This is a genomic window from Herbaspirillum sp. SJZ099, assembly GCF_007828355.1.
Taxonomy (GTDB): domain Bacteria; phylum Pseudomonadota; class Gammaproteobacteria; order Burkholderiales; family Burkholderiaceae_D; genus Herbaspirillum.
Genome location: NZ_VIUO01000003.1, coordinates 254853 through 276403, shown reverse-complemented (window position 1 = coordinate 276403; position 21551 = coordinate 254853). Strand labels below are relative to the sequence as shown.

Here is a 21551-nt window from a genome sequence, read left to right as displayed (position 1 = left end):
AATGGCAATGGGCGAGCTTGTATCACTGTGATTGTTTGATCAGATCTTGCTGCGAGAGGATGGCTTCTATGCAGACAAAGTCCACCAGATCATCGATTTCATGAGATTTATAACGTGGCATGATATGTGACATGGTTCGCTTGTGGCAAAAACCGTGTTCGTGACGCAAGGCTTCTATACTTGATATATATAGGCTACCGTCGAGGCTGAACAGTGGTTCAATATCTTGTCTGCGAGGCAACTGTCCGAAGCTTTTCGCTACATAAGGTGACATCAACTTATTATTGTCCAAGCGGACGGCAAATGCTGGATGCGTGCTGGCCAACTCGGCCACGCTGACGATAGCGTCGGCGTATTGGCGGTTGTTTTCTAGCGTTTCGAGTGCAGAGTCCACATCATGTGCTTCCGTCAATGGTGAAGTAGGCTCCAGCAAGACCAAATAATCGTAGCAGTCTCCTGCAGCTTTTAGAGCATCAATCGCATGCAGGATGAAACCGATACTGGGGGCTGTATCCGAAGCCAGTTCTGCCGGGCGTAGGAAGGGAACCTCCGCACCGGCTTTTTTACCTACTTCGGCAAATTCGACACTATCTGTGGAAAGAATTACGCGATCAACATAGCGAGATGCCCGTGCCGTCCCGATTGGCCAAGTCAATAAGGGCTTACCATGGAGTAAGCGGATATTTTTCCCTGGTAGTCCCTTGGAGCCGCTTCGAGCTGGTATCAAGGCCAGGACCTTTTTATCGTTGATCATAACGAGTGCGTGATCAGGTATCCAGGGTGACGAACTTGGCCCGGATCTTCTGGCAGAACCGGTTGGCCAGCTTGTGCAGGAAAAAGTGTGCTTTTGAATAAGACACACCATGTTGTTCGAGTGCTTTGACGATCTCGGTGTTCTGCTTGCGGATGCTCTTCAATGAGCCGCCTGTTGCGCCGCCATCGCGCATCTTGACAAGGATTTCGGGCAAATAAGCCGAGTGGAGGTTATGCTTATGGAAGATTCTCAGCATGAACTCGTAGTCTGCGGCCAGTCGATAGTCAAGGTTGAATCCTCCCGCCTGTTCGTACACCTTCTTGCGCAGAAACAGGGTAGGGTGTGCTGGTACAAAGCCCTGTTTGAACAGGCCTTCTTTGTAGGGGCGAGATTTCCAGTGGCGAACGATCTTTGAGGTGTCGTCTCGGTCAACATAGACCAAGTCTGCATAGCAGGCATCTACTTGGGGATCCTCGAATACTCGCATTACTTTTTCTATTGCGGTGCGATCGCAATAGAAGTCGTCCGAATTCAAAAAACCGATAATCTCACCTTGGGCCAGTGCGAGGCCTTTGTTGTAGGCGTCATAGATACCACGATCTTTCTCAGAGATTTTTAGAGCGATACGCTTACCATTATTCTCGACGAGCTCCATAGTCCGATCTTTGGATCCACCATCAATAACCAAGTATTCGAGATTTTCGTACGTCTGCTCGTTGATGGAGTGCAGCGTATCCGCAATGGTCGCCTCACTATTATAGGAAACGGTAATAATCGAGATTTTCTGCATATAGGATGATTTACACATCATGACTTCTCGACAGAAGGCGTGACGGCCAGCGGTGTAGCAGCGTGGTCTTTTTCCGAGAGTAATGGGGCGTGAATTCCCAGGTGATTGGTGAGAAAGTCTAAGATGGAAAATGCTTGCTCGGCCTGCTCATTGTAGGCGCCGTGGCAAATGTATTCGAAGATAGTGTCTTCCAGCGCATAAAATCCGTGTGCGAATTCCGGGCCAATTTTGACCCAGTCGGTCGAGGCATCGATCTCGCGCCAGTGAATAATGTTATTGCCATCTGGCTTGACGATGAAATCGATGATACGTCCATTAATGATACGGATCAGTTTGGTCTGCTCGTAGGGCGCGCGTTGCAGGTGCATACCACGGAAAACCCCTTTTTTCGAAAACGACCTTTTCAAAATAAGATCTTGATTTTCGTAGAGGACGTCAAGAGAACCCCGATTGTCACTTCTTGATTGTGTGGTTTCGCTCAGAATGGGAAATATTGTCATAATGACTAGATCTCCCACCGTGCTTGCTGTACGAGAACGGTTTTGCGTGCAGTAAGCAGGTCGGCTTCCAGCATTTCTTCTGCCATTTCTTCCACTGTGATTTCGGTTTCCCAGCCAAGCTTTTCTTTGGCCTTGGTAGCGTCGCCGAGCAGGGTTTCCACCTCAGTCGGCCGGAAATAGCGCGGATCGATGCGAACGATCGGGCGGCCGATGACCAGGCCCGGATGTTTTTCTGGCTCTGCGACCGAATCGACGAAGGCGATTTCGTCCACTCCCTTGCCTTCCCAGCGTAAGCTCAGTCCCAGTTTTGCGGCGCAAATCGCAATGAATTCGCGCACGCTGTATTGTTTGCCTGTGGCAATGACAAAGTCTTCGGGAAGATCTTGTTGCAGCATCAGCCACTGCATGCGCACGTAGTCCTTGGCATGACCCCAGTCGCGTAAGGCGTCAATATTGCCCATATACAGACATTCTTCTAGGCCCTGTGCGATGTTGGCCAAGCCGCGCGTGATCTTGCGTGTGACAAAGGTCTCGCCGCGGCGGGGACTTTCGTGGTTGAAAAGGATGCCATTGCAGGCATACATGCCATAGGCTTCGCGGTAGTTGACCGTGATCCAGTAAGCATAGAGTTTTGCTACTGCATAAGGGCTGCGCGGATAGAAGGGAGTGGTTTCCTTCTGAGGGATTTCTTGAACCAAGCCATACAGCTCCGATGTCGAGGCTTGATAGAAGCGGGTTTTTTTCTCGAATCCAAGGATGCGGATGGCTTCGAGAAGGCGCAGCGAGCCAATAGCATCGACGTCGGCCGTGTATTCCGGGCTTTCGAAGCTGACAGCAACGTGACTTTGCGCCCCTAGGTTGTAAATTTCGTCGGGCTGGGTTTCCTGAATGATCCGAATCAGGTTGCTGGTGTCGGACAGATCACCATAGTGCATTTTGAAATGTGTGCCGTCAGCATGCGGATCCTCGTAGATGTGATCAATACGTTGCGTGTTAAACGAAGATGCTCGCCGTTTGATGCCGTGCACCAGATAACCTTTTTCTAACAGAAATTCTGCAAGATAAGAACCGTCCTGCCCTGTTACGCCCGTGATTAATGCGACCTTTTGAGTCATAGTTCGTGGTTCCTGAAGGTGCGAAATGTAATAAAGACAGGAATATTTGATGGCCAGATCAAGTTTTTTGAAATCCAAGGCCGGTCTTTGCTACCGGAAACTCGCATTGTGTGGTTGCGGGATCAAAGCAGGGGCTGCAGGGATTTGGCGGAAAAAGATCAAGCGTGCATCTTATCAGATTTGGGCGATCAAACCTCTGCGCGCGTTGATGTGATGGTTTGATAATTCGCGCGGTCTTAGGATTTGTCGGGAAGATAAGGGATTGATTATGGGGGGGGATGGAGGAGGGTTTTCAGGCCGTTGTGTTGGTGATGAGCCCCAAAAGCCAAACGGCCACCTTCCGGCGACCGTTTGGCTTTTGTTATGCAAAGCATATTACTGCTTGGCCGCCAAACTCACCGAATTCTCATTAAGCCCACCCCCCAACGCCTTGTACAAATCAATGGCATTGTTCAACCGCAACTGCCGCGCCTGAATCAACGCCTGCTGCGCCGAGAACAAATCGCGCTGCGCATCGAGCTGGTCGAGCGAGGAGGCGATGCCGTTCTTGAAACGCAGGTCGGTCAGCTTCAGGCGTTCCTGCTGGGCGTTCAGGAAGGCTTCCTGGGCCTTGACCTGGTCGTCCAGGCTGCCGCGGGCGACCAGGGCGTCGGCCACTTCGCGGAAGGCGGTCTGGATGGTCTTTTCGTAGGTCACCACCGCCTTGTTCTTGCGCACTTCGGCCAGGTCCAGGTTGGCGCTGTTGCGGCCGAAGTCGAAGATCGGCAGCGACAGCGACGGGCCGAAACTCCAGGCGCCGGAGCCGGATTCGAACAGGCCACCCAGCGTGCTGCTGGCGGTGCCGAAGTTGCCGGTCAGACTGATGCTCGGGAAGAAGGCTGCGCGCGCGGCGCCGATGTTGGCGTTGGCGGCCAACAGGCTTTGCTCGGCCGAGCGGATGTCGGGGCGATTGGTCAGCAGGTCCGAGGGCAGGCCGGCCGGGATGTCGGTGACGATCTTTTCATCCGACAGCAATTGCGCCGGCGGCAGGTCGGAGACCTTCTTGCCGACCAGCAGCGTCAACGCGTTCTCGGCCTGGGCGCGCTGGCGTTCCAGTTGGGCCTTGGCGATCCGCGCCGATTCCACCAGCGTTTGCGTCAGGCGGAAGTCCAGTGCCGAGGACGCGCCCACGTCGAAGCGCTTTTGCGCCAGCTGGATATCGTCCTCGCGCGACTTCAGCGTCTGTTCGGCCAGCAGCAGTTGCTCGGCGTAGGAACGCTCGGAGAGGTAGGTCTGCGCCACCTGGGCGACCAGGCTGATCTGGGCCGACTTCTTGGCTTCTTCGGTGGAGAGGTAAGTCGCCAGCGCGGCGTCCTTCAGGTTGCGCACGCGGCCGAAGAAGTCCAGCTCGTACGCCGGCACCGCCAGGCCGACCTGGTAGCTGTTGCTGATGAAAGGCTGGCCGGTCAGCGACTGGCTGGCCGCGGTGCGGGTGCGCGCGGCCGAGCCCGATACGTTCAGGTTGGGCAGCAGGTCGGCGCGGGCGATCTGGTATTGCGCGCGCGCTTCTTCGATATTGAGTACCGCAGTGCGCAGGTCGCGGTTGTTCTCCAGCGCGGCCACGATCAGCGATTGCAGGCGCTGGTCCGGGAAGAACTGGCGCCAGCCCAGGTTGACTGCGTCCAATTCCTTGTTGCCGGCGGTGTCGGCCGGGTAGGCCGTCTCGACCGGCGCGGCTGGACGCTCGTAGGTGGGGGCCAGCGAGCAGCCCCCCAGTACACCGGCGAACGCCAGCACTGCGCAGAGTTGCAGCAAGCGAGGCGCGCGCGGCATCGACAGATTAGCCATTGTGATTCTCCACATTAATCTTGGGGGAATGTTCGGCGTCGAACTTGTGTTGACGCTCGCTACCCTTGAACAGTTTGCGCACGACCACGAAGAAGATCGGCACCAGGAACACGGCCAGCACGGTGGCGGTGATCATGCCGCCCATCACGCCGGTACCGATGGCGCGCTGGCTGGCCGAACCGGCGCCGGAGGCGATCGCCAGGGGCAGCACGCCCAGGATGAACGCCAGCGAGGTCATGATGATCGGGCGGAAGCGCAGGTGTACCGCTTCCAGCGTCGCTTCGATCAGGCCCATGCCTTGTGCCTGCAGGTCCTTGGCGAACTCGATGATCAGGATCGCGTTCTTGGCTGACAAGCCCACCACCGCGATCATGCCCACCTTGAAGTACACGTCGTTGGGCATGGCGCGCAGCGTCACGCCCAAGAGTGCGCCGAGGATACCCAGCGGCACCACCAGCATCACCGCCAGCGGGATCGAGGTGCTTTCATACAAGGCTGCCAGCACCAGGAACACGGCGATCAGCGACAGCGCATACAGCGCCGGCGCCTGGTTGCCGGAAGTCTTTTCTTCCAGCGACTGGCCGGTCCACTCGAAGCCGAAACCTTCCGGCAGCTTGGCCACGAACGATTCCATCTCGGCCATGGCTTCGCCGGTGCTGCGGCCCGGTGCTGCGCCGCCGGCGATCTTCATGGCCGGATAGCCGTTGTAGCGGATCAGCTGCACCGGGCCATTGATCCACTTCGCCGTCACGAAGGACGAGAACGGGACCATGGTGCCGGAAGAGTTCTTGGCATACAGGTTGACCAGGTCTTCCGGTTGCAGGCGGCGGTTGGCGTCGGCCTGCACGATCACGCGCTGCTGGCGGCCCTGGTTGGGGAAGTCGTTCACATACGACGAACCCAATGCGGTCGACAGCACGCTGTTGATCGTGGAGAACGGCACGCCCAGCGCATTGGCCTTGTCGCGGTCGATGTCCAGTTGCAGCTGCGGCGCATCTTCCAGGCCTTCCGGACGCACGCCGGCCAGCACCTTGCTTTGCGACGCCATGCCCAGGATCTGGTTGCGGGCCTGTACCAGCGCCGCGTGGCCCAGGCCGGCGCGATCCTGCAGGCGGAAGGTGAAGCCGGTCGCGTTGCCCAGTTCGGGAATCGGCGGCGGGTTCAGCGGGAACACGATCGCATCCTTGATCTGCGAGAAGGCGCCGAAGGCCTTGCCGGCGATGGCGTCGGCCGACTGCGCCTTGGTGCGTTCGCTCCAGTCCTTGAGCGGCGTGAACACCAGCGCGGCGTTCTGGCCATTACCCGAGAACGAGAAGCCCAGCACCGCGATGGCGTGCTCGACCGCCGGATCCTTCAGGTAATACTCTTCCACCTTCTTCACCACCTCGGTCGTGCGCCCCGTGCTGGCGCCCGGCGGCAGCTGGATGTTGGTGATGATGTAGCCCTGGTCTTCGTTGGGCAGGAAGGAGGCCGGCAGGCGCACATACAGCAGCCCCACGCAGGCCACGATCAGCACGTACAGGATCATGTAGCGGCCGGTCTTGGTCAGCATCTTGCCGATGATGCCCTGGTAGCCGGAGGCAGTTGCGTTGAAGCGGCGGTTGAACCAGCCGAAGAAGCCCTTCTTCTCGTGATGATGGCCCTTCTCCACAGGCTTGAGGATGGTCGCGCACAGCGCCGGCGTCAGCGTGAATGCCATCAGCACCGAGAACACCATCGAGGCCACCATCGACAGCGAGAACTGGCGATAGATCGCGCCCACCGCGCCGCCGAAGAAGGCCATCGGGATGAACACCGCGATCAGCACCAGCGTGATGCCGATCAGCGCGCCGCTGATCTGGCCCATCGCCTTGCGCGTGGCTTCAGGCGGCGACAAGCCTTCCTCGCTCATGATGCGCTCGACGTTTTCCACCACCACGATCGCATCGTCGACCAGGATGCCGATGGCCAGCACCATGCCGAACATGGTCAGCACGTTGATCGAGAAGCCGAACAGCAGCAGTGTCGCGAAGGTGCCCAGCAGCGCCACCGGCACCACCACCGTCGGGATGATGGTGTAGCGGATGTTCTGCAGGAACAGGAACATCACCAGGAACACCAGCACGATCGCTTCGATCAGGGTCTTGACCACTTCCTCGATCGAGATCTTGACGAACTTGGAGGTGTCGTAAGGGATGGTGTATTTCACGCCGGCCGGGAAGTACTTGGACAGCTCTTCCATCTTCTTGTGCACGGCGGTGGCGGTGCCCAGCGCATTGGCGGTGGGCGAGAGCTGCACGCCGATGAACGAACTGGGCTTGCCGTCCAGGCGGCCCGAGGTGTCGTAGGTCTGGCCGCCGACTTCGATGCGGGCCACGTCGCGCATGCGCACTGACGAGCCGTTGGCGTTGGCGCGCAGGACGATGTCGCCGAACTGTTCAGGCGTGGTCAGCTGGCCGTTGACCACCACGGTCGCGGCGATCTGCTGCGTGCCGGGGCTGGGCAGCGCGCCCAGCGTGCCGCCGGCCACCAGCGCGTTTTGCGCGGTGATGGCGGCCGTCACGTCGGCTGGCGTCAGGTTCAGGCCGATCAGCTTGTTCGGATCGATCCAGATGCGCATGGCGCGTTCGGTGCCGAACAGCTGTGCCTGGCCCACGCCCGGTACGCGCTTGACTTCGTTGAGGACGTTACGCGACAGGTAGTCGCCCAGCGCCACCGGATCCAGCTTGCCATCGCTCGACGACAGCGCGATGAACAGCAGGAAGTTGCTGCGCGACTTGGTCACCTGCACACCCTGTTGGGTGACGGCCGCCGGCAGGCGCGCTTCCACGCGCTTCAAGCGGTTTTGCACGTCCACCGCCGCCAGGTCGGGGTTGGTTTCCGGCGAGAAGGTGACGGTGATCTGCACCTGGCCGTTGGCCTGGCTTTGCGACTCCATGTACTGCAGGCCATCGGCGCCGTTCATTTCCTGTTCGATCAGGCTGGTCACCGAATCGTCCAGGGTCTGGGCCGTCGCGCCCGGATAAGTCGCCGTCACCACGATGGTGGGCGGCGCGATGTTGGGGTACTGGGACACCGGCAAGCCGGTGATCGCCAATGCCCCGGCCAACATGATGAAGATGGCCAACACCCACGCAAAAACGGGGCGATCGATAAAGAACTTTCCCATCTGGCAGCCTCTTAGTTAGCTTTCTGTTGGGCGCCCGCTGCACCTTGTTGGGCCGCTTGGCCCGACTGGTTGGGAGCGGCGCCCGCGGGATTCCATTGCACCGGTTTGACGGCCGCACCCGGCCTGACCTTTTGCAGGCCTTCCACGATCACGCGGTCGCCTTCCTTGAGGCCATCGATGACCTGCCAGTTGTTGCCCTGGGCCGAGCCGGTCTTGACCACGCGCGGCGCCACCTTGTTGTCGGCATCCACCACGAACACGGACGAGCCGTTGAGGTCGCGCATGACGGCCTGTTGCGGCACCATCAGCGCCTGCTCGTCGATCGCCTGTTCAATCTTGGCGCGCACGTAGGTGCCCGGCAGCAGCACGCGCTTGGGATTGGGGAATTCGGCGCGCAGCGAGATCGAGCCGGTCGCTTCGTCGACCGTGATGTCGGAGAACAGCAGCTTGCCCGGCAGCGGATAGGGCTGGCCGTTTTCCAGGAGCAGCGTCACGCTGGCCTTGCCGTCGCCCACGCTCTTCAACTGGCCGCTGGCCATGGCCTGCTGCAGCTTCAACAGGTCGGCGCTGGACTGGGTCACGTTGACGTAGATCGGGTCGAGCTGTTGCACCAGCGCCATCTGGGTGGCGTCGCCGCCTTGGCCGACCAGGGCGCCCTCGGTCACCAGCGCGCGGCCGATGCGGCCGGAGATGGGCGAGGTCACCGAGGCGTAGCCCAGGTTCAGCTTGGCGATCCGGACTGCGGCTTCGGCTTGCTTCTGGGCCGAGACGGCATCGTCGTATTCCTGCTTGGAGACGGCGTTGACTTCCACCAGCGGCTTGTAGCGCTGCGCCTTGAGGGTGGTCTGGGTCAGATTGGCCTGGGCATTGTCATAGCTGGCCTGGTACTGGGCCGGATCGATCTGGAACAGCAGTTGGCCTTCCTTGACGTCGCTGCCCTCCTTGAAGACGCGCTTCTGGACGATGCCGGCCACGCGGGCGCGGACCTGGGCGACGCGGTAGGCCTCCAGGCGGCCCGGCAGTTCATTGGTGATGGCGATGCGTTGCGGGGCCACGGTGACCACCGATACTTCCGCCGGTGGCATGGCGCCGCCTTGAGCGGCTGGTTTTTGTCCGCAAGCGGCCAGGGCGGCAGCGATTGCGACGGTCATGGTGAGGCGCGTGAAACGACTGACTGAGCTCATAGATATCTCGCACGAAAGTAAAGTGGGGCCGCCGTGGCGGCAATGAAACGAATTCGGTAAAGCAGATATTGCGATCTCGCCTGACTGCGAGATATAGGCTAAGACACGATTGTTGCGGAGCAAAAAAAGAAGCTGCCGACTTCCCGGGGGAAGCGGTTACTTTTTTGCGGTTGATTTACAGCAGGAACCTGGAACGGGTGCTATTATACATACATTCGTGTATGTATGTATTTGCATCATACTCCATATTAATTTATCAAACTTGTTGAAATAGGCGTAGAGAAATATGAGCGATTCCTTGCATTTTGTGAATAATGCTGCTCCCGCGCCATTTCTGCCAGTCAAAAACCGAGCCGGAATCCTCATGGCCGCGGCAATTTGCCGCGGCCAGTCCGGGCGGTCTCATGCCATGCCATTGTGGCGGACATTGTCTTACGAAAACATGACTGCCGTGTTTCGGCCCACGCCGCGTTGCATCGCGGCTTGCCGGGAACCGTTGTGCAAATGCAGCATGAGCCCCCGTTCGCGGGCGCTTGCCGGGAACGGCGGCGCCATGCGCTTGCGGTCTCCGGCATGGTTTTTTTCTTCATTCCCATCCAGCATGCAGGTCTTGCCATGATCCAGACTCCAACCCCGGTTTCCACTCGTGTTCCGGCTGCGGCCGGGAGGCGCTGATATGGCCCGCTCGACCAAGGAAGAGGCGCTCGAAACGCGCGCGCGCATCCTCGATGCCGCCGAGCATGTATTCCACGAGCGAGGCGTTTCGCACACCTCGCTGGCCGACGTGGCCAAGGCGGCCGACGTCACGCGCGGCGCCATCTACTGGCATTTCAAGAACAAGAGCGACCTGTTCGACGCCATGTGCGAGCGGGTGCGCCTGCCCATGGAAGCGGTGCTGGAAGAAAGCGCCAGTCCGCAACTGGCCGACCCGCTCGGGCAGTTCCTGCGCAGCGGCGTGTACGTGCTGACCATGGCCGCCACCGATGAGCGATGCCGCAGGGTGTTCGATATCATCTTCAACAAGTGCGAATTTGCCGACCACGACGATCCTATCCTGGTGCGCCAGCGCGAGTGCCATGTCGATGGCATGCTGCGCCTGGAGCAGATCCTCACCAACGCCATTGCCCGCGGGCAGTTGCCCGGCACGCTGAACGTGCGGCTGGCTTGCCTGACGGCGCACGCCACGTTCAGCGGCCTGCTGACCGACTGGTTCTTCGCGCCGGACAGCTTCGACCTGGTCAAGGATGGCGAAAAGATGCTGGCAGCCTCGCTGCACGCCTTGAAGACCGCGCCCTCGCTGCAGAACGACGCCGCCTGAGGCGGCCCACCCTTACTGCGGCGGCGCCGTCAGCAGCGCGTTGATCAGCGCCAGGTCTTGCTCGCGCAACGCGCCGGCCGCGGCCTTCAATTTCAAGCCGTTCATTAATGTATCGTAGCGCGCCTTGGACAGGTCGCGCCGGGTCGAATACAGCTGCTGCTGCGCGTTGAGCACGTCGATGTTGATGCGCACGCCGACCTGGTAGCCCAGCTTGTTGGAGTCCAGCGATGACTGGCTCGACACTTGCGCCGCCTCATACGCTTTCACCTGCGACAAACCGTTGGCCACGCCCAGGTAGGCCTGGCGCGCATTGAGCACGGCCGTGCGGCGCGCATTGTCCAGGTCGGAACGCGCCTTGTCGGCCAGCGCCACCGCCTCGTCTACCTTGCTGCTGGTGGCAAAGCCCGAGAACAGCGGAATATTCCACTGCACCCCGATCGAATTGCTGTAGCCGCGTCCGTTCAGGTAGGGCGTGCGCACGCTCTTCTGGTCGCTGAAGTTGCGCGCCGCCACCAGATCCACCGTCGGCGCGTGGTCGGCGCGGTTGCGCTTGATTTCGCTTTGCGCGATCTCCAGCGCCACCTGCTGCGCCACCACGCCGTAGTTGTCCGATTGCGCGCTGGCGACCCAGGTATCGATCTGCGCCGGCTGCGGCGGCGCGAGCTTGACGTCGCTGCGCAAGACCGCCAGCGGCGTCGGCGGCTGGCCGATGATCTGCTGCAGCCTGGCCAGCGCCACCTCCAGGTCGTTTTGGGCGGCGATCTCCTGCGCGCTGGCCAGGTCGTAGCGGGCCTGGGCCTCGTTGGTGTCGGTGATGGTGGCGGTGCCGATCTCGAAATTGCGCCTGGCCGAGGCCAGTTGTTCCGAGATCGCGATCTTTTGCGCGCCCAGGAAGGACAGCGCATCCTGCGCCGACAGCACGTCGAAGTAGGCCTGGCCCACGCGCAGGATCAGGTCCTGCTGCACCTGGGCGAACTGCGCCTCGCTGGCGGCGACCGAGAGCTTGCCCTGTTTGTAGTTCTCCCAGTTGGCCAGGCGAAACAGCGGCTGAGTCAGCTGCAGCGCATAGGTATTGGACGAACTGTCGAAATTCTCGTCCGAGCGCGTATAGCTGCCGCCCACGCCGGCGCTCGGCAACAGGCCGGCGCGCCCCTGGGTTTCCTTCTCGCGGCCCGCCGTCAGCGCATAGCGCGCGCTGGTGTAGACCGGGTCATTGGCCAGCGCGAGCTGGTAGACCTGCAGCAGGTCGGCCGCGCCGGCGGCGGCGTGCAAGGAAAGGCCGGCGGCCATCAGGGAAGCGAGCAGGGTACGGCGCATGGACGGATTCTCCGGGCGGAACAAGGCTGGACAAACGATAGGAATGCAAGTGCATCGGCGCGGCCGGGACGGTATCGGGCGGAAGGCGTGCCTGCCGCGCTTGCGCGGGGCACAGGTAACAGGAAATGGGGAAATCCGCCGGAAGCTGTCTGCGGCTTGTTGCGCCCGCCTCCGGTGAGGGCGGCAGGCGCATCAGGCTCAGTAGGTCGGCATGGACGGGTCGACCTGGTTGGCCCAGGCGTGGACGCCGCCGGTCAGGTTGATGACCTTGGTGAAACCCTGGCGTTCGAGGAAGGCCGCGACTTGCATGCTGCGCCCGCCATGGTGGCAGATGCATACCACGGGCTGTTCCTCATCCAGCTCGGAAAAGCGCCCGGGAACGGTGTTCATCGGCACCAGCTGCGAGCCGGCGATGTTGCAGGTTTGGTGTTCCCAGGGTTCGCGCACATCCAGCAGCAGAGGGGTAGGGCGGTCGGGATCGGCGATCCAGGCGGCCAGGTCCGGGGCGGTGATGTGCTCCATAAGAAATCCTAGAAAGTGAAGGGTGAGGGCGTGGCGGCCGCGTGCAAGGGTTTGGCCAGCGTTTCCACCACGTTGACGGTATCGAAAGTGTGTTCGGAGGTGCGGGTGATGAGTTTCAACACCATCACCGGTTCGGCGCCGACGATGGCCAGCAGGCGGCCGCCGACCTTGAGTTGCTTGCCGAAGCCTTCCGGCAGGAACGGCAGCGAGCCGGAGATGACGATCACATCGTATTCGCCTGCGCGGCCATCGGCGCCGGTCCAGCCTTGCGCGCCGTTGCCCAGCTGGACGTCGACATTGGCCACGCCATAGTCGGACAGGTTCTGTTCGGCCAGCGATTTCAGTTCCGGCGAGATCTCGACGGTGGTCACATGGCGCGCCTTATGCGCCAGCAACGCCGCCATGTAGCCCGAACCGGCGCCGATTTCCAGGACGTATTCGTGTTTCTTGACGTTGGCTTCCTGCAGGATGCGCGCTTCGATCTTGGGCGCCAGCATGTTCTCGCCGCCCGGCAGCGGGATTTCGGTGTCGAAAAACGCCAGGCTGCGATGCGCGGCCGGGACGAAGTCTTCGCGCTTGACGACCGTCAGCAGGTCCAAAACATCCTGCGCCAGCACGTTCCAGGGGCGGATTTGCTGTTCGATCATGTTGAAGCGGGCTTGTTCGATATTCATGGCAGTAGGCTCAATAGCGACGGAAAGCCGCCATTTTATCAAACACCGCCCAGCTCAACAGCTCATGTATGCCCGGAAAATCCCCGCAGAATCCCGCCTGTTGCAGGATTTCCTCAGTGCAATCCGTCTCGGCGGCGGGCATGCGCTCAATCGTCATGGCGTTCTCCCGCGCCGGCTTGTTCCTGTGCCGGCCCGAACCACTTGCGCTTGACCCAGGCGCCCAGGTCGTCCAGGTAGGTATAGGCTACCGGCACCACCACCAGCGTCAGCAGCGACGAGGTGATGATGCCGCCGATCACCGCCTGCCCCATCGGCGCGCGCTGCTCGGAACCCTCGGCCACGCCGAAGGCCAGCGGCACCATGCCGAACACCATCGCCAGCGTGGTCATCAGGATCGGGCGCAGGCGCACATGCGCCGCTTCCAGCAGCGCCGCGCCGCGCTCCATGCCTTCGCGGCGCGCCTGGTTGGCGAAGTCCACCAGCAGGATGGCGTTCTTGGTCACCAGGCCCATCAACATGATGAAGCCGATGATGGAGAACATGTTGAGCGTGGAGCGGAACATCATCAGCGCCAGGAACACGCCGATGAGCGTGAGCGGCAGCGACGACATGATGGCCACCGGCTGCAGGAAGCTGGCGAACTGCGAGGCCAGGATCATGTAGATGAACACGATCGCCAGCGCCAGCGCGCCCACGGCGTAGCCGAAGGACTCGTTCATGCTCTTGGTCGAGCCGCCGATCTGGTAGCGGTAGCCCGGCGGCCAGTGCATGTCGTCCAGCATGGTCTTGATCTGGGCGTTGATCTGCCCGGCCGAGCGGCCCTGGGCATTGGCCGACAGCTCCACCTCGCGGTTCAGGTCGCGCCGGTTGATCTGGTTGGCGCCCAGCGTGTTCTTGATCTCGGCCACCTGGCGCAGCGGCACCATGCGCGGCGAGCCGTCCGCATTGGTCAGCGTGCTGGCCAGCATCAGGCGCGAGAGGTCGTCCACGGTGCTGCGGTCGCTCGGCGCCAGGCGCACGTTGACGTCGTAGTTCTCGTCGTCCGGCGCGCGCCAGCTGCTGGCGGCTTCGCCCGCCAGCAGCGGCGACAGCGCATTGCCCAGCCCGGCCACGCCGATGCCAAGATCCGAACCGATATCGCGCCGCGGTTCGACCGAGATGGTCGGCTTTTGCGCCTTCAGGCTGGAGTCGAGGTCGACCACGCCGGGAATCTGGCTGAGCTTTTGCTGCACCTGGTCCGACAGCCGCGCCAGTTGCTGCAAATCCGGCCCCAGCAGGCTGAAGCGGATCTGCTTGCTGTCGCCGCCCACGCCGTCCAGCGTGCCCACGTGGGTGACCGTGATGCCGGCCACCTGTGACAGTTTCTGGCGCAGCAGCGGCGCCATCTGGCCAGTAGTGAGCGTGCGTTCGGTGCGCGGCTTGAGGCGCACGAACACGGCCGCGTAGTTCTTGCCCTGCGAATTGCCGGTGTTGACGGTGCTGTAGATGTCGGTGATCTCGGGGAACTGCCGCAATATCGCCTCAACCTGATGCACCTTGCTTTCGGTCAGTTCCAGCGAGGAACCCACCGGCGTAAAGAAGGTGACGCCGGTTTCGGAATAGTCCGCCTGCGGCACGAATTCGGAGCCGATCAGGCCCGCGGCCGGCAGCGCGAGGCCGCCGAAAAAGGTTGCCAAGGCAATGACCAGCGTAGCCACGCGGTGCTTCAACGACCAGCGCAGCATTTCCTGGTAGCGCGCCGACAGCCATTGCACCAGCCGGTCGAAGGCCTGCAGCACGCGGCCGATGGTCTTGTCATACCAGCCGGCTTTCTTGCCATGTTCTCCATGCGCATCCGGATCGGGCCAGATGGAAGACAGCATCGGATCCAGCGTGAAAGAGACGAACATCGAGATCAGCACGGCGGCGGCCACGGTCACGCCGAACTGGTGGAAGAAGCGCCCGATGATGCCGCCCATGAAGCCCACCGGCAGGAACACCGCGACGATGGAGAAGGTGGTGGCCAGCACCGCCAGGCCGATTTCCTGCGTGCCTTCCAGCGCCGCCATGCGGTGCGACTTGAACTTGCCGTGCACCTTCATGCCGGCATGGCGCACGATGTTTTCCCGCACCACGATGGCGTCGTCGATCAGGAGGCCCACGCACAGCGACAGCGCCATGAGCGTGATCATGTTGATGGTGAAGCCGAACATGTACATGAACAGGAAGGTGCCGATCAGCGCCACCGGCAATGTCAGCCCGGTGATCACGGTGGAGCGCCAGGAGTTCAGGAACAGGAACACGATCACGATGGTCAGCACCGCGCCCTCGATCAACGTGCGGCGCACGTTCTCCACCCCGGTGCGGATCTGGCGCGAGCCGTCCTTGACCACCTGCAGCGTCACGCCCGGATACAACTGCTGCAGGCTGGGTTCCATTTCCTTGATGCTGCGCTTGAGGCCGTCGGCCACGTCGACGGTGTTCTGGCCCTGGGCTTTCAGGATGTCCAGCGCCAGCGTGCGCTGGCCGTTGTACAGGGCCAGCGTCTCTTGCTCTTCCTGGCCGTCGACCACGTTGGCGACCTGCGCCAGCGTCACCGGCTGGCCGCCGCGGCGCGCCACGATGATGCGCTTGAAGTCTTCCGGATTTTTCACGCGGCCCTGCACCTGCACGGTCTTTTCCGCGTCCAGCATGCGGATGGCGCCGGTCGGCAATTCCTGGTTTTCATTCCTGACCGCGTCGATCACCTGATTCACGCCGATGCCCAGCGCCTCCATCTCGGCCGGCTTGACGTAGATGTTGACCTGGCGCTTGACGCCGCCCACCAGCGTCACCGAACCCACGCCGCGCACATTCTCCAGCCGCTTCTTGATCACCTGGTCGGCGATGGTGGTCAGTTCGCGCAGCGTGCGCGGCTTGGCATCGGGCGCATTGGTGACCGAGATCGAGAAGATCGGCTGGTCGGCCGGATCGAAGCGGGTGATGCGCGGCTCGTCCACTTCCTTGCGGAAGGCCGACTTCACCAGCGCCACCTTTTCGCGCACGTCCTGCGCACCCTGGGCCGGATCGACGGTGAGGTCGAACTGCACGATCACTACCGACAGGCCTTCATACGAGTGCGACACCAGCGAATCGATGCCGTTGATGGTGTTGACCGACTCTTCGATCTTGCGCGTGACGTCGGATTCGACGTTCTCCGGCGAAGCGCCGGGATAGGTGGTCTGCACCACCACCACCGGAAAGGTGATGTCGGGGAACTGGTCGACCCGCATGCGCTGGTAGGAGAACAGGCCCAGCACCACGAAGGCCATCATCATCATGGTGGCCAGGACCGGGTTGCCGATCGAGATGCGCGTGAACCACATCGTTCAGCGCTCCTGCGGCCGGTAGGCGGGAGAACTGCCGGCCTGCGCCGATTGCGCGCCGGCGCCGCGCTGCAGGATGCGTACCGGCGTGCCGGCGCGCAGGATGCCCAGGTTGGCCTTGACCACCAGCGCGCCCTCGGCCAGGCCGCTGGCGATTTCCACCGCGCCGCCATCGGCATTGCGGCCTTGCAGGCCGGTCACCACCGGGCGCCGCGCCAGCACGTTGTTTTCGATGGCGTACACGTAGGCATTGCCATCCTCGACCTGGATCGCGGTGCCCGGCACGGCCAGCACGCGCTCCTTCTTCTCCAGCGTCAGGCCGGCATCGGCGAACATGCCTGCGCGCAACAGGCCCGCGGGATTGTCCACGCGCACGTAGACCATGATCGAGCGCGAACCCGACTGCGTGGCCGGATTGATGCGCACCACGCGGCCGACCACCTTCTGCGGCAGGCCCTCCACCGCGACCTGCACTTCCTGGCCGATCTGCACTTTCAGGATATCGTTGGTCGGCACCGGCGCTTCCAGTTCCATCTGCGACAGGTCGACCACGTCCAGCAGCTTGCCGTCGACCGCTACCTTCTCACCGGGCTGCACATTGCGGGCGCTGATCATGCCGGTAATCGGCGAGCGCACCACGGTATCGGCCAGCGCCTTCCTGGCCACGTCCAGCGCGCCACGCGCAGTGTCGACATTGGCGCGGGCGATGTCGAACTGGCTGGATGCGGTATCGAAGGCGTTGCGCGAGATGAAGCCCTTGTCCAGCAGCACCAGGTTGTTGTTGCGGGTCTGGGTGGCGATCTCCAACTGGCCCTGGGCCGCCAGCAGCGAACCGCGCGCCTGCTCGACCTTGGCCTGGTAATCGGCGGTATCGATGCGGGCCAGCACCTGGCCTTCCTTGACCGCTTCGCCTTCGCGCACCAGCACCTGCTGTACCTCGCCGGCCACGCGCGCCTTCACCGACGCCTGGTTCAGCGCGCGCAACGCGCCCGACAACGGCAGCACGCGGCGCAGCTCGCCGGCCTGCACGGTGACCAGGTCGCCCGGGAGGAACTCCATCGCGCTGGGGGGCGCCGCCTGCGCGGCAGGCGGAACCGAGGCGGGCGCGCGTTTCTTCAGCAGCAGGCCGGCGGCTCCCAGCAGTACCAGGATCAGCAGGGTCCAGCGCAGCCAGCGGCGTTTGGGCAATGGAAGCTTCATCGATATGTCTCTGTTTGGGCATGCAGACGTTTGCGCCCGCGATTTATTGTCGGCTATTGCGGCGTCAAGCCTTCAGGCCGTTGATGCACAGGTCGATCAGGCTGGCCAGGTAAGCGTGCGGATCGATCGGCGCGATCGCGCACAGGCCGAAGGACTGGTGCCACAGCATCAGCATCACCACCGGCGCGACGATCACCTTCTTCATCGATTCGGCGTCGATCTGGCGGAACTCGCCGCGCGCCATGCCGCGTTCCAGCATGCGCACGACCATGGCGTCGCTGCGCACGATGATTTCTTCATGGTAGAAACGCGCCAGCTCGGGGAAGTTGCCCGACTCCGCCATCATCAGCTTGGTGATGCCGTTCAGGCCGGAACGCGCGGCCGTCTCCCACCATCCCAGGATCAGTTCGCGCAACAGTTCGGCGCTGCTGCCGGGGTAGTTGTCCACCATCGTTTCGGCTTCATCCAGCAGCGGCAGCATGTGGGTGCGCACCACCGACTTGAACAGGCTTTCCTTGTTTTCGTAATAGAGATACAGCGTGCCCTTGGAGACGCCGGCGCGCGCGGCCACGTCTTCCAGTCGGGTGGCGGCGAAGCCGCGTTCCACGAATAATTGCATCGCCGCCGTCAGCAGTTCCTGCGGGCGGTCTTGTTTGCGGCGTTCCCAGCGAGGTTCTTTGGCGGCTTCTGACATAAACGAGCAAGACAAGGCGCACCGCATCGGCGGCCGGCAATATCCTGCGTGAAAATGGGGTTGCCGTCGGGCGGGAATACGAGTGCGCCAGTAAATTACCGGAGAGTCAGCAATGTAAGTGGCAAACGGCATGGCGTCAAGGATCAAGGTGGAAGCGGATGGCCAGACTACGGGCGCGCAGGCCAGGAGGCCAGCGTCATGCGACCGGAGGCGGCGTCTGTGCCGTGAAATGCGGCAAAGGCGAGGCGAATCGCTGTCGCAACGGCGTGCAGCATACCCAAGGCCGGATGAAGGAAGAATGAAGCGGCAGTCCTGGCCGGCGCAGGGCGTTAAAGGGATTTACGTTAAGGGCTTTACAATAGCGCCTGCGCATTGCCGGCCGGCAGTGCGCGTCCTGCTTCCGATGATTTGCCATCCATGAACTGTCGTCCCCAATGCGGCGCCTGCTGTACGGCGCCTTCCATCACCAGCCCCTTGCCCGGCATGCCCAATGGCAAACCGGCTGGCGTGCCGTGCGTGCAATTGGATGAGGCGATGCGCTGCAAAGTCTTCGGCCGGCCCGAGCGTCCGGCTTTCTGTGGCGGCCTGCAGCCGTCGGCCGAGATGTGCGGCGACAGCCGTGCCGCGGCCATGTTCTGGCTGGGGGCGTTGGAAGCCGTGACCGCGCCGGCTGGTTGATCCGCTGATCCCTTTATCCAGGGAAGATTTCTTCCAGCCGCTCCTTGGGGCGCACCAGCAACGCTCCCTTGGGCGTGACGACGATCGGGCGGTTGATCAGGATCGGGTGTTGGGCCATCGCATCGATCAGTTGGGTATCGGTCAGCGCCGGGTCGTCCAGGCCCAGCTCGGTGTAGATCGCTTCCTTGCTGCGGATGATGTCGCGCACCGGCACTCCCATGGCGGCGACCAATTTCTTCAGCGTGGCGCGGTCGGGCGGGGTCTTCAGGTATTCGATCACGGCCGGTTCGGCGCCGCCGTCGCGCAGCGCCTGCAGCACGTTGCGGGAGGTGCCGCATTTGGGGTTGTGATAAATGGTGATGTCGCTCATGGTGATCCTTTCGGGCGCGCGTGCCACGGCTGTCGGTGGCAAAAACCGACATGGTAACGTTTCCGGCCGGCATGGTTGGGCGAGGCTTTCCGCTGCGGCACGCATAGAGCGCCAAGTGCCGTACTGTAGAATTTCGGTTTGTTGCGGCGCACCTTTATGCGCAAGCGTAGTCAAAAAGCCGTTTTGCCCGATCCACCCGCCGCTTTTCCTGTCAACCCCACCGAAAGAAGCCACCCTAGCCACGTATGGACACCATCCTCGCGCTCAAGGCGCTCATCATGGGCATCGTAGAAGGCCTGACCGAATTCCTGCCCATTTCTTCCACCGGACACCTGATCCTGGCTGGCAGCCTGCTGCAGTTCAGCAGCCCGGCCTTCCCCAAGGAAAAAGTCGATGTCTTTGAAATCGTCATCCAGGCCGGCGCCATCCTCGCCGTGTGCTGGGAATACCGGGCCCGCATCGCCTCGGTGCTGACCGGCCTGTTTACCGACCGCAAGGCGCAGCGGCTGGTGATCAACCTGATCGTCGCCTTCCTGCCGGCAGCCGTCCTCGGTTTCCTGTTCAGCAAGAAGATCAAGGAAGTGTTGTTCAACCCGCTGTCGGTGGCGATCGCCTTCATCGTCGGCGGCCTGGTCATCCTGTGGGTGGAACGCCGCAACAAGGACCGCATGAGCATGGCGTCGGCGCGTATCGAAACGGTGGACGACATGACCCCGATCGACGCCCTCAAGGTCGGCATCGCCCAGGCCTTCGCACTGATCCCCGGCACCAGCCGCTCCGGCGCCACCATCATCGGCGGCATGCTGTTCGGCCTGTCGCGCAAGGCGGCCACCGAGTTCTCGTTCTTCCTGGCCATTCCGACGCTGTTCGCCGCCACCATCTACTCGCTGTACAAGGACCGCGCGCTGCTCTCCGCGGCGGACGTGCCGCTGTTTACCGTGGGCACCGTGGCCGCCTTCGTCTCGGCTTTCCTGTGCGTGCGCTGGCTGTTGCGCTATATCAGCTCGCACGACTTCACCATCTTCGCCTGGTATCGGATCGTGTTCGGCATCATCGTGCTGGCCACGGCGTATAGCGGCGTGGTGGTCTGGGTGGAATGATTCCACGCGCCTCCCGCAGGTTTGACTAATGCAGTGCAGTATCGCCGTACCGGACCGGACGCCTCGATGCGTCCGGCCTCACAATTACCTTTCGCCAACCTCACTCCAAAGAGAACCTTATGGCCAATGTTTGCAGCGCCGGCCTCGATATCGGTTTCGCCTCGCTTAGTTATCTGCAGATCGGTTTGCTCGGCGTCGTCCAGGGCATCACCGAATTGTTGCCGATTTCTTCCACCGCCCATATGCGCGTCGTGCCGGCCTTCCTCGGCTGGCATGACCCCGGTTCGGCGTTTTCCGCGGCGATGCAGCTGGCGGCGCTGGCCGCGGTGGTCAGCTATTTCCGCCGCGACGTGGCGGCAGTGACCGGCGGCAGCGTGGCCGCCTGGCGCCGCCGCGATTTCAATGACCCCATGTTCAAGCTGGCGGTGGCCATCATCCTGGCCACCATTCCCATCGGCATCGCCGGGTTGGCGCTGTCGCATGTGCTCAATGCCTGCGGCTCGCCGCTGCGCAGCCTGAGCGTGATCGGCTATTCCTGCATCGCGATGGCGATCCTGCTGGCGATGGCCGAACTGGCGTGCCGCCATCGCCGCAGCGTCAGCCAGATGCGCCTGCGCGATGCGCTCATCGTCGGCATCGCCCAGGTCGGCGCGCTGATTCCGGGCGTATCGCGCTCCGGCTCCACGCTCACCGCTGCCTTGCTCCTGAATTTCCGCCGTGAAGAGGCGGCGCGCTTTTCTTTCCTGCTGGGGTTGCCGGCCATCGCCCTGGCCGGCTTGAAGGAGCTGGCCGTGCTGCTGCACGCGCATATTCCACTGCAAGCCTGGGGCGTGCTGCTGTTCGGCCTGGTGGTGGCGAGTGTTTCGGCCTTTGCCGCGATCTGGGGCCTGATGAAGTTCCTGGAGAAATTCTCCACCTGGCCCTTCATCGTTTATCGCGCCGCGCTGGGGATATTCCTGCTGTTGGCGGTCGGCCAGGGCTGGCTGCAATAGAATAGCGTCTTTCCAGCGGCTTCC

19 protein-coding genes are annotated in these 21551 nt (G+C 62.0%); 4 read left to right on the top strand and 15 right to left on the bottom strand.

Annotation, left to right across the window (positions count from 1 at the left end; translation table 11 throughout):
• Positions 1-22 precede the first annotated feature (22 nt).
• The 7 genes from FB597_RS09125 to FB597_RS09095 form a co-directional block, all read right to left on the bottom strand.
• Positions 23-754, bottom strand: coding sequence for a cytidylyltransferase domain-containing protein (locus tag FB597_RS09125; protein ID WP_144769332.1), 732 nt, complete (start codon positions 752-754; stop codon positions 23-25).
• A gap of 13 nt (positions 755-767) precedes the next feature.
• A complete protein-coding gene (locus FB597_RS09120; RefSeq protein WP_144769330.1) occupies positions 768-1544 on the bottom strand; it encodes a glycosyltransferase family 2 protein in 777 nt (258 codons plus the stop codon).
• 17 nt (positions 1545-1561) lie between these two features.
• Positions 1562-2044, bottom strand: coding sequence for a dTDP-4-dehydrorhamnose 3,5-epimerase family protein (locus FB597_RS09115; RefSeq protein WP_144769328.1), 483 nt, complete (start codon positions 2042-2044; stop codon positions 1562-1564).
• Between the two features lie 5 nt (positions 2045-2049).
• Complete coding sequence (gene gmd / locus FB597_RS09110) at positions 2050-3159, bottom strand: GDP-mannose 4,6-dehydratase (RefSeq protein ID WP_144769326.1); 1110 nt, start codon at positions 3157-3159, stop codon at positions 2050-2052.
• Between the two features lie 375 nt (positions 3160-3534).
• Positions 3535-4986 (bottom strand): efflux transporter outer membrane subunit, encoded by a 1452-nt coding sequence (locus tag FB597_RS09105; protein WP_144769324.1) that lies wholly within the window; start codon positions 4984-4986, stop codon positions 3535-3537.
• Positions 4979-8134 (bottom strand): efflux RND transporter permease subunit, encoded by a 3156-nt coding sequence (locus FB597_RS09100; protein ID WP_141914526.1) that lies wholly within the window; start codon positions 8132-8134, stop codon positions 4979-4981. Before FB597_RS09100 ends, FB597_RS09105 begins: the two co-directional genes overlap by 8 nt.
• An 11-nt stretch (positions 8135-8145) precedes the next feature.
• A complete protein-coding gene (locus FB597_RS09095; RefSeq protein WP_141914525.1) occupies positions 8146-9318 on the bottom strand; it encodes an efflux RND transporter periplasmic adaptor subunit in 1173 nt (390 codons plus the stop codon).
• Between the two features lie 676 nt (positions 9319-9994).
• On the opposite strand from FB597_RS09095, the gene FB597_RS09090 reads away from it, so the two are divergent.
• Complete coding sequence (locus tag FB597_RS09090) at positions 9995-10636, top strand: TetR family transcriptional regulator (RefSeq protein ID WP_141914524.1); 642 nt, start codon at positions 9995-9997, stop codon at positions 10634-10636.
• A gap of 12 nt (positions 10637-10648) precedes the next feature.
• On the opposite strand, the gene FB597_RS09085 is transcribed toward FB597_RS09090, so the two are convergent.
• From FB597_RS09085 to FB597_RS09060, 7 genes are all read right to left on the bottom strand, one after another.
• Complete coding sequence (locus FB597_RS09085) at positions 10649-11953, bottom strand: TolC family outer membrane protein (protein ID WP_144769322.1); 1305 nt, start codon at positions 11951-11953, stop codon at positions 10649-10651.
• Positions 11954-12151: 198 nt separating this feature from the next.
• Positions 12152-12475 (bottom strand): rhodanese-like domain-containing protein, encoded by a 324-nt coding sequence (locus tag FB597_RS09080; protein WP_141914522.1) that lies wholly within the window; start codon positions 12473-12475, stop codon positions 12152-12154.
• 8 nt (positions 12476-12483) lie between these two features.
• Positions 12484-13149: a protein-L-isoaspartate O-methyltransferase gene (locus tag FB597_RS09075; protein WP_141914521.1), complete on the bottom strand. Its 666-nt coding sequence runs from the start codon at positions 13147-13149 to the stop codon at positions 12484-12486.
• A gap of 10 nt (positions 13150-13159) precedes the next feature.
• Positions 13160-13306, bottom strand: a complete 147-nt coding sequence (locus FB597_RS20230; protein ID WP_183405831.1) for a hypothetical protein — start codon at positions 13304-13306, stop codon at positions 13160-13162.
• On the bottom strand, positions 13296-16493 hold the full coding sequence (locus FB597_RS09070) for an efflux RND transporter permease subunit (RefSeq protein WP_144769320.1): 3198 nt from the start codon (positions 16491-16493) through the stop codon (positions 13296-13298). Before FB597_RS09070 ends, FB597_RS20230 begins: the two co-directional genes overlap by 11 nt.
• A gap of 3 nt (positions 16494-16496) precedes the next feature.
• Positions 16497-17693 carry an efflux RND transporter periplasmic adaptor subunit gene (locus FB597_RS09065; RefSeq protein ID WP_144769318.1) on the bottom strand — a complete coding sequence of 399 codons (1197 nt, stop codon included), beginning with the start codon at positions 17691-17693 and terminating at the stop codon, positions 16497-16499.
• Positions 17694-17757: 64 nt separating this feature from the next.
• Positions 17758-18387, bottom strand: coding sequence for a TetR/AcrR family transcriptional regulator (locus FB597_RS09060; RefSeq protein WP_144769316.1), 630 nt, complete (start codon positions 18385-18387; stop codon positions 17758-17760).
• Positions 18388-18804: 417 nt separating this feature from the next.
• On the opposite strand from FB597_RS09060, the gene FB597_RS09055 reads away from it, so the two are divergent.
• Positions 18805-19065, top strand: a complete 261-nt coding sequence (locus FB597_RS09055; protein ID WP_144769314.1) for a YkgJ family cysteine cluster protein — start codon at positions 18805-18807, stop codon at positions 19063-19065.
• 13 nt (positions 19066-19078) lie between these two features.
• On the opposite strand, the gene arsC is transcribed toward FB597_RS09055, so the two are convergent.
• A complete protein-coding gene (arsC, locus tag FB597_RS09050) occupies positions 19079-19435 on the bottom strand; it encodes an arsenate reductase (glutaredoxin) (protein WP_183405830.1) in 357 nt (118 codons plus the stop codon).
• A gap of 245 nt (positions 19436-19680) precedes the next feature.
• Here arsC and FB597_RS09045 point away from each other — a divergent pair, with 245 nt between their 5' ends.
• Together FB597_RS09045 and FB597_RS09040 are read left to right on the top strand one after the other, a co-directional pair.
• The gene (locus FB597_RS09045) at positions 19681-20535 is read left to right on the top strand and encodes an undecaprenyl-diphosphate phosphatase (protein WP_141914516.1); all 855 of its coding nucleotides are present in this window, start codon (positions 19681-19683) and stop codon (positions 20533-20535) included.
• A 119-nt stretch (positions 20536-20654) separates the two neighbouring features.
• Positions 20655-21527 carry an undecaprenyl-diphosphate phosphatase gene (locus tag FB597_RS09040; RefSeq protein ID WP_144769311.1) on the top strand — a complete coding sequence of 291 codons (873 nt, stop codon included), beginning with the start codon at positions 20655-20657 and terminating at the stop codon, positions 21525-21527.
• Positions 21528-21551 lie beyond the last annotated feature (24 nt).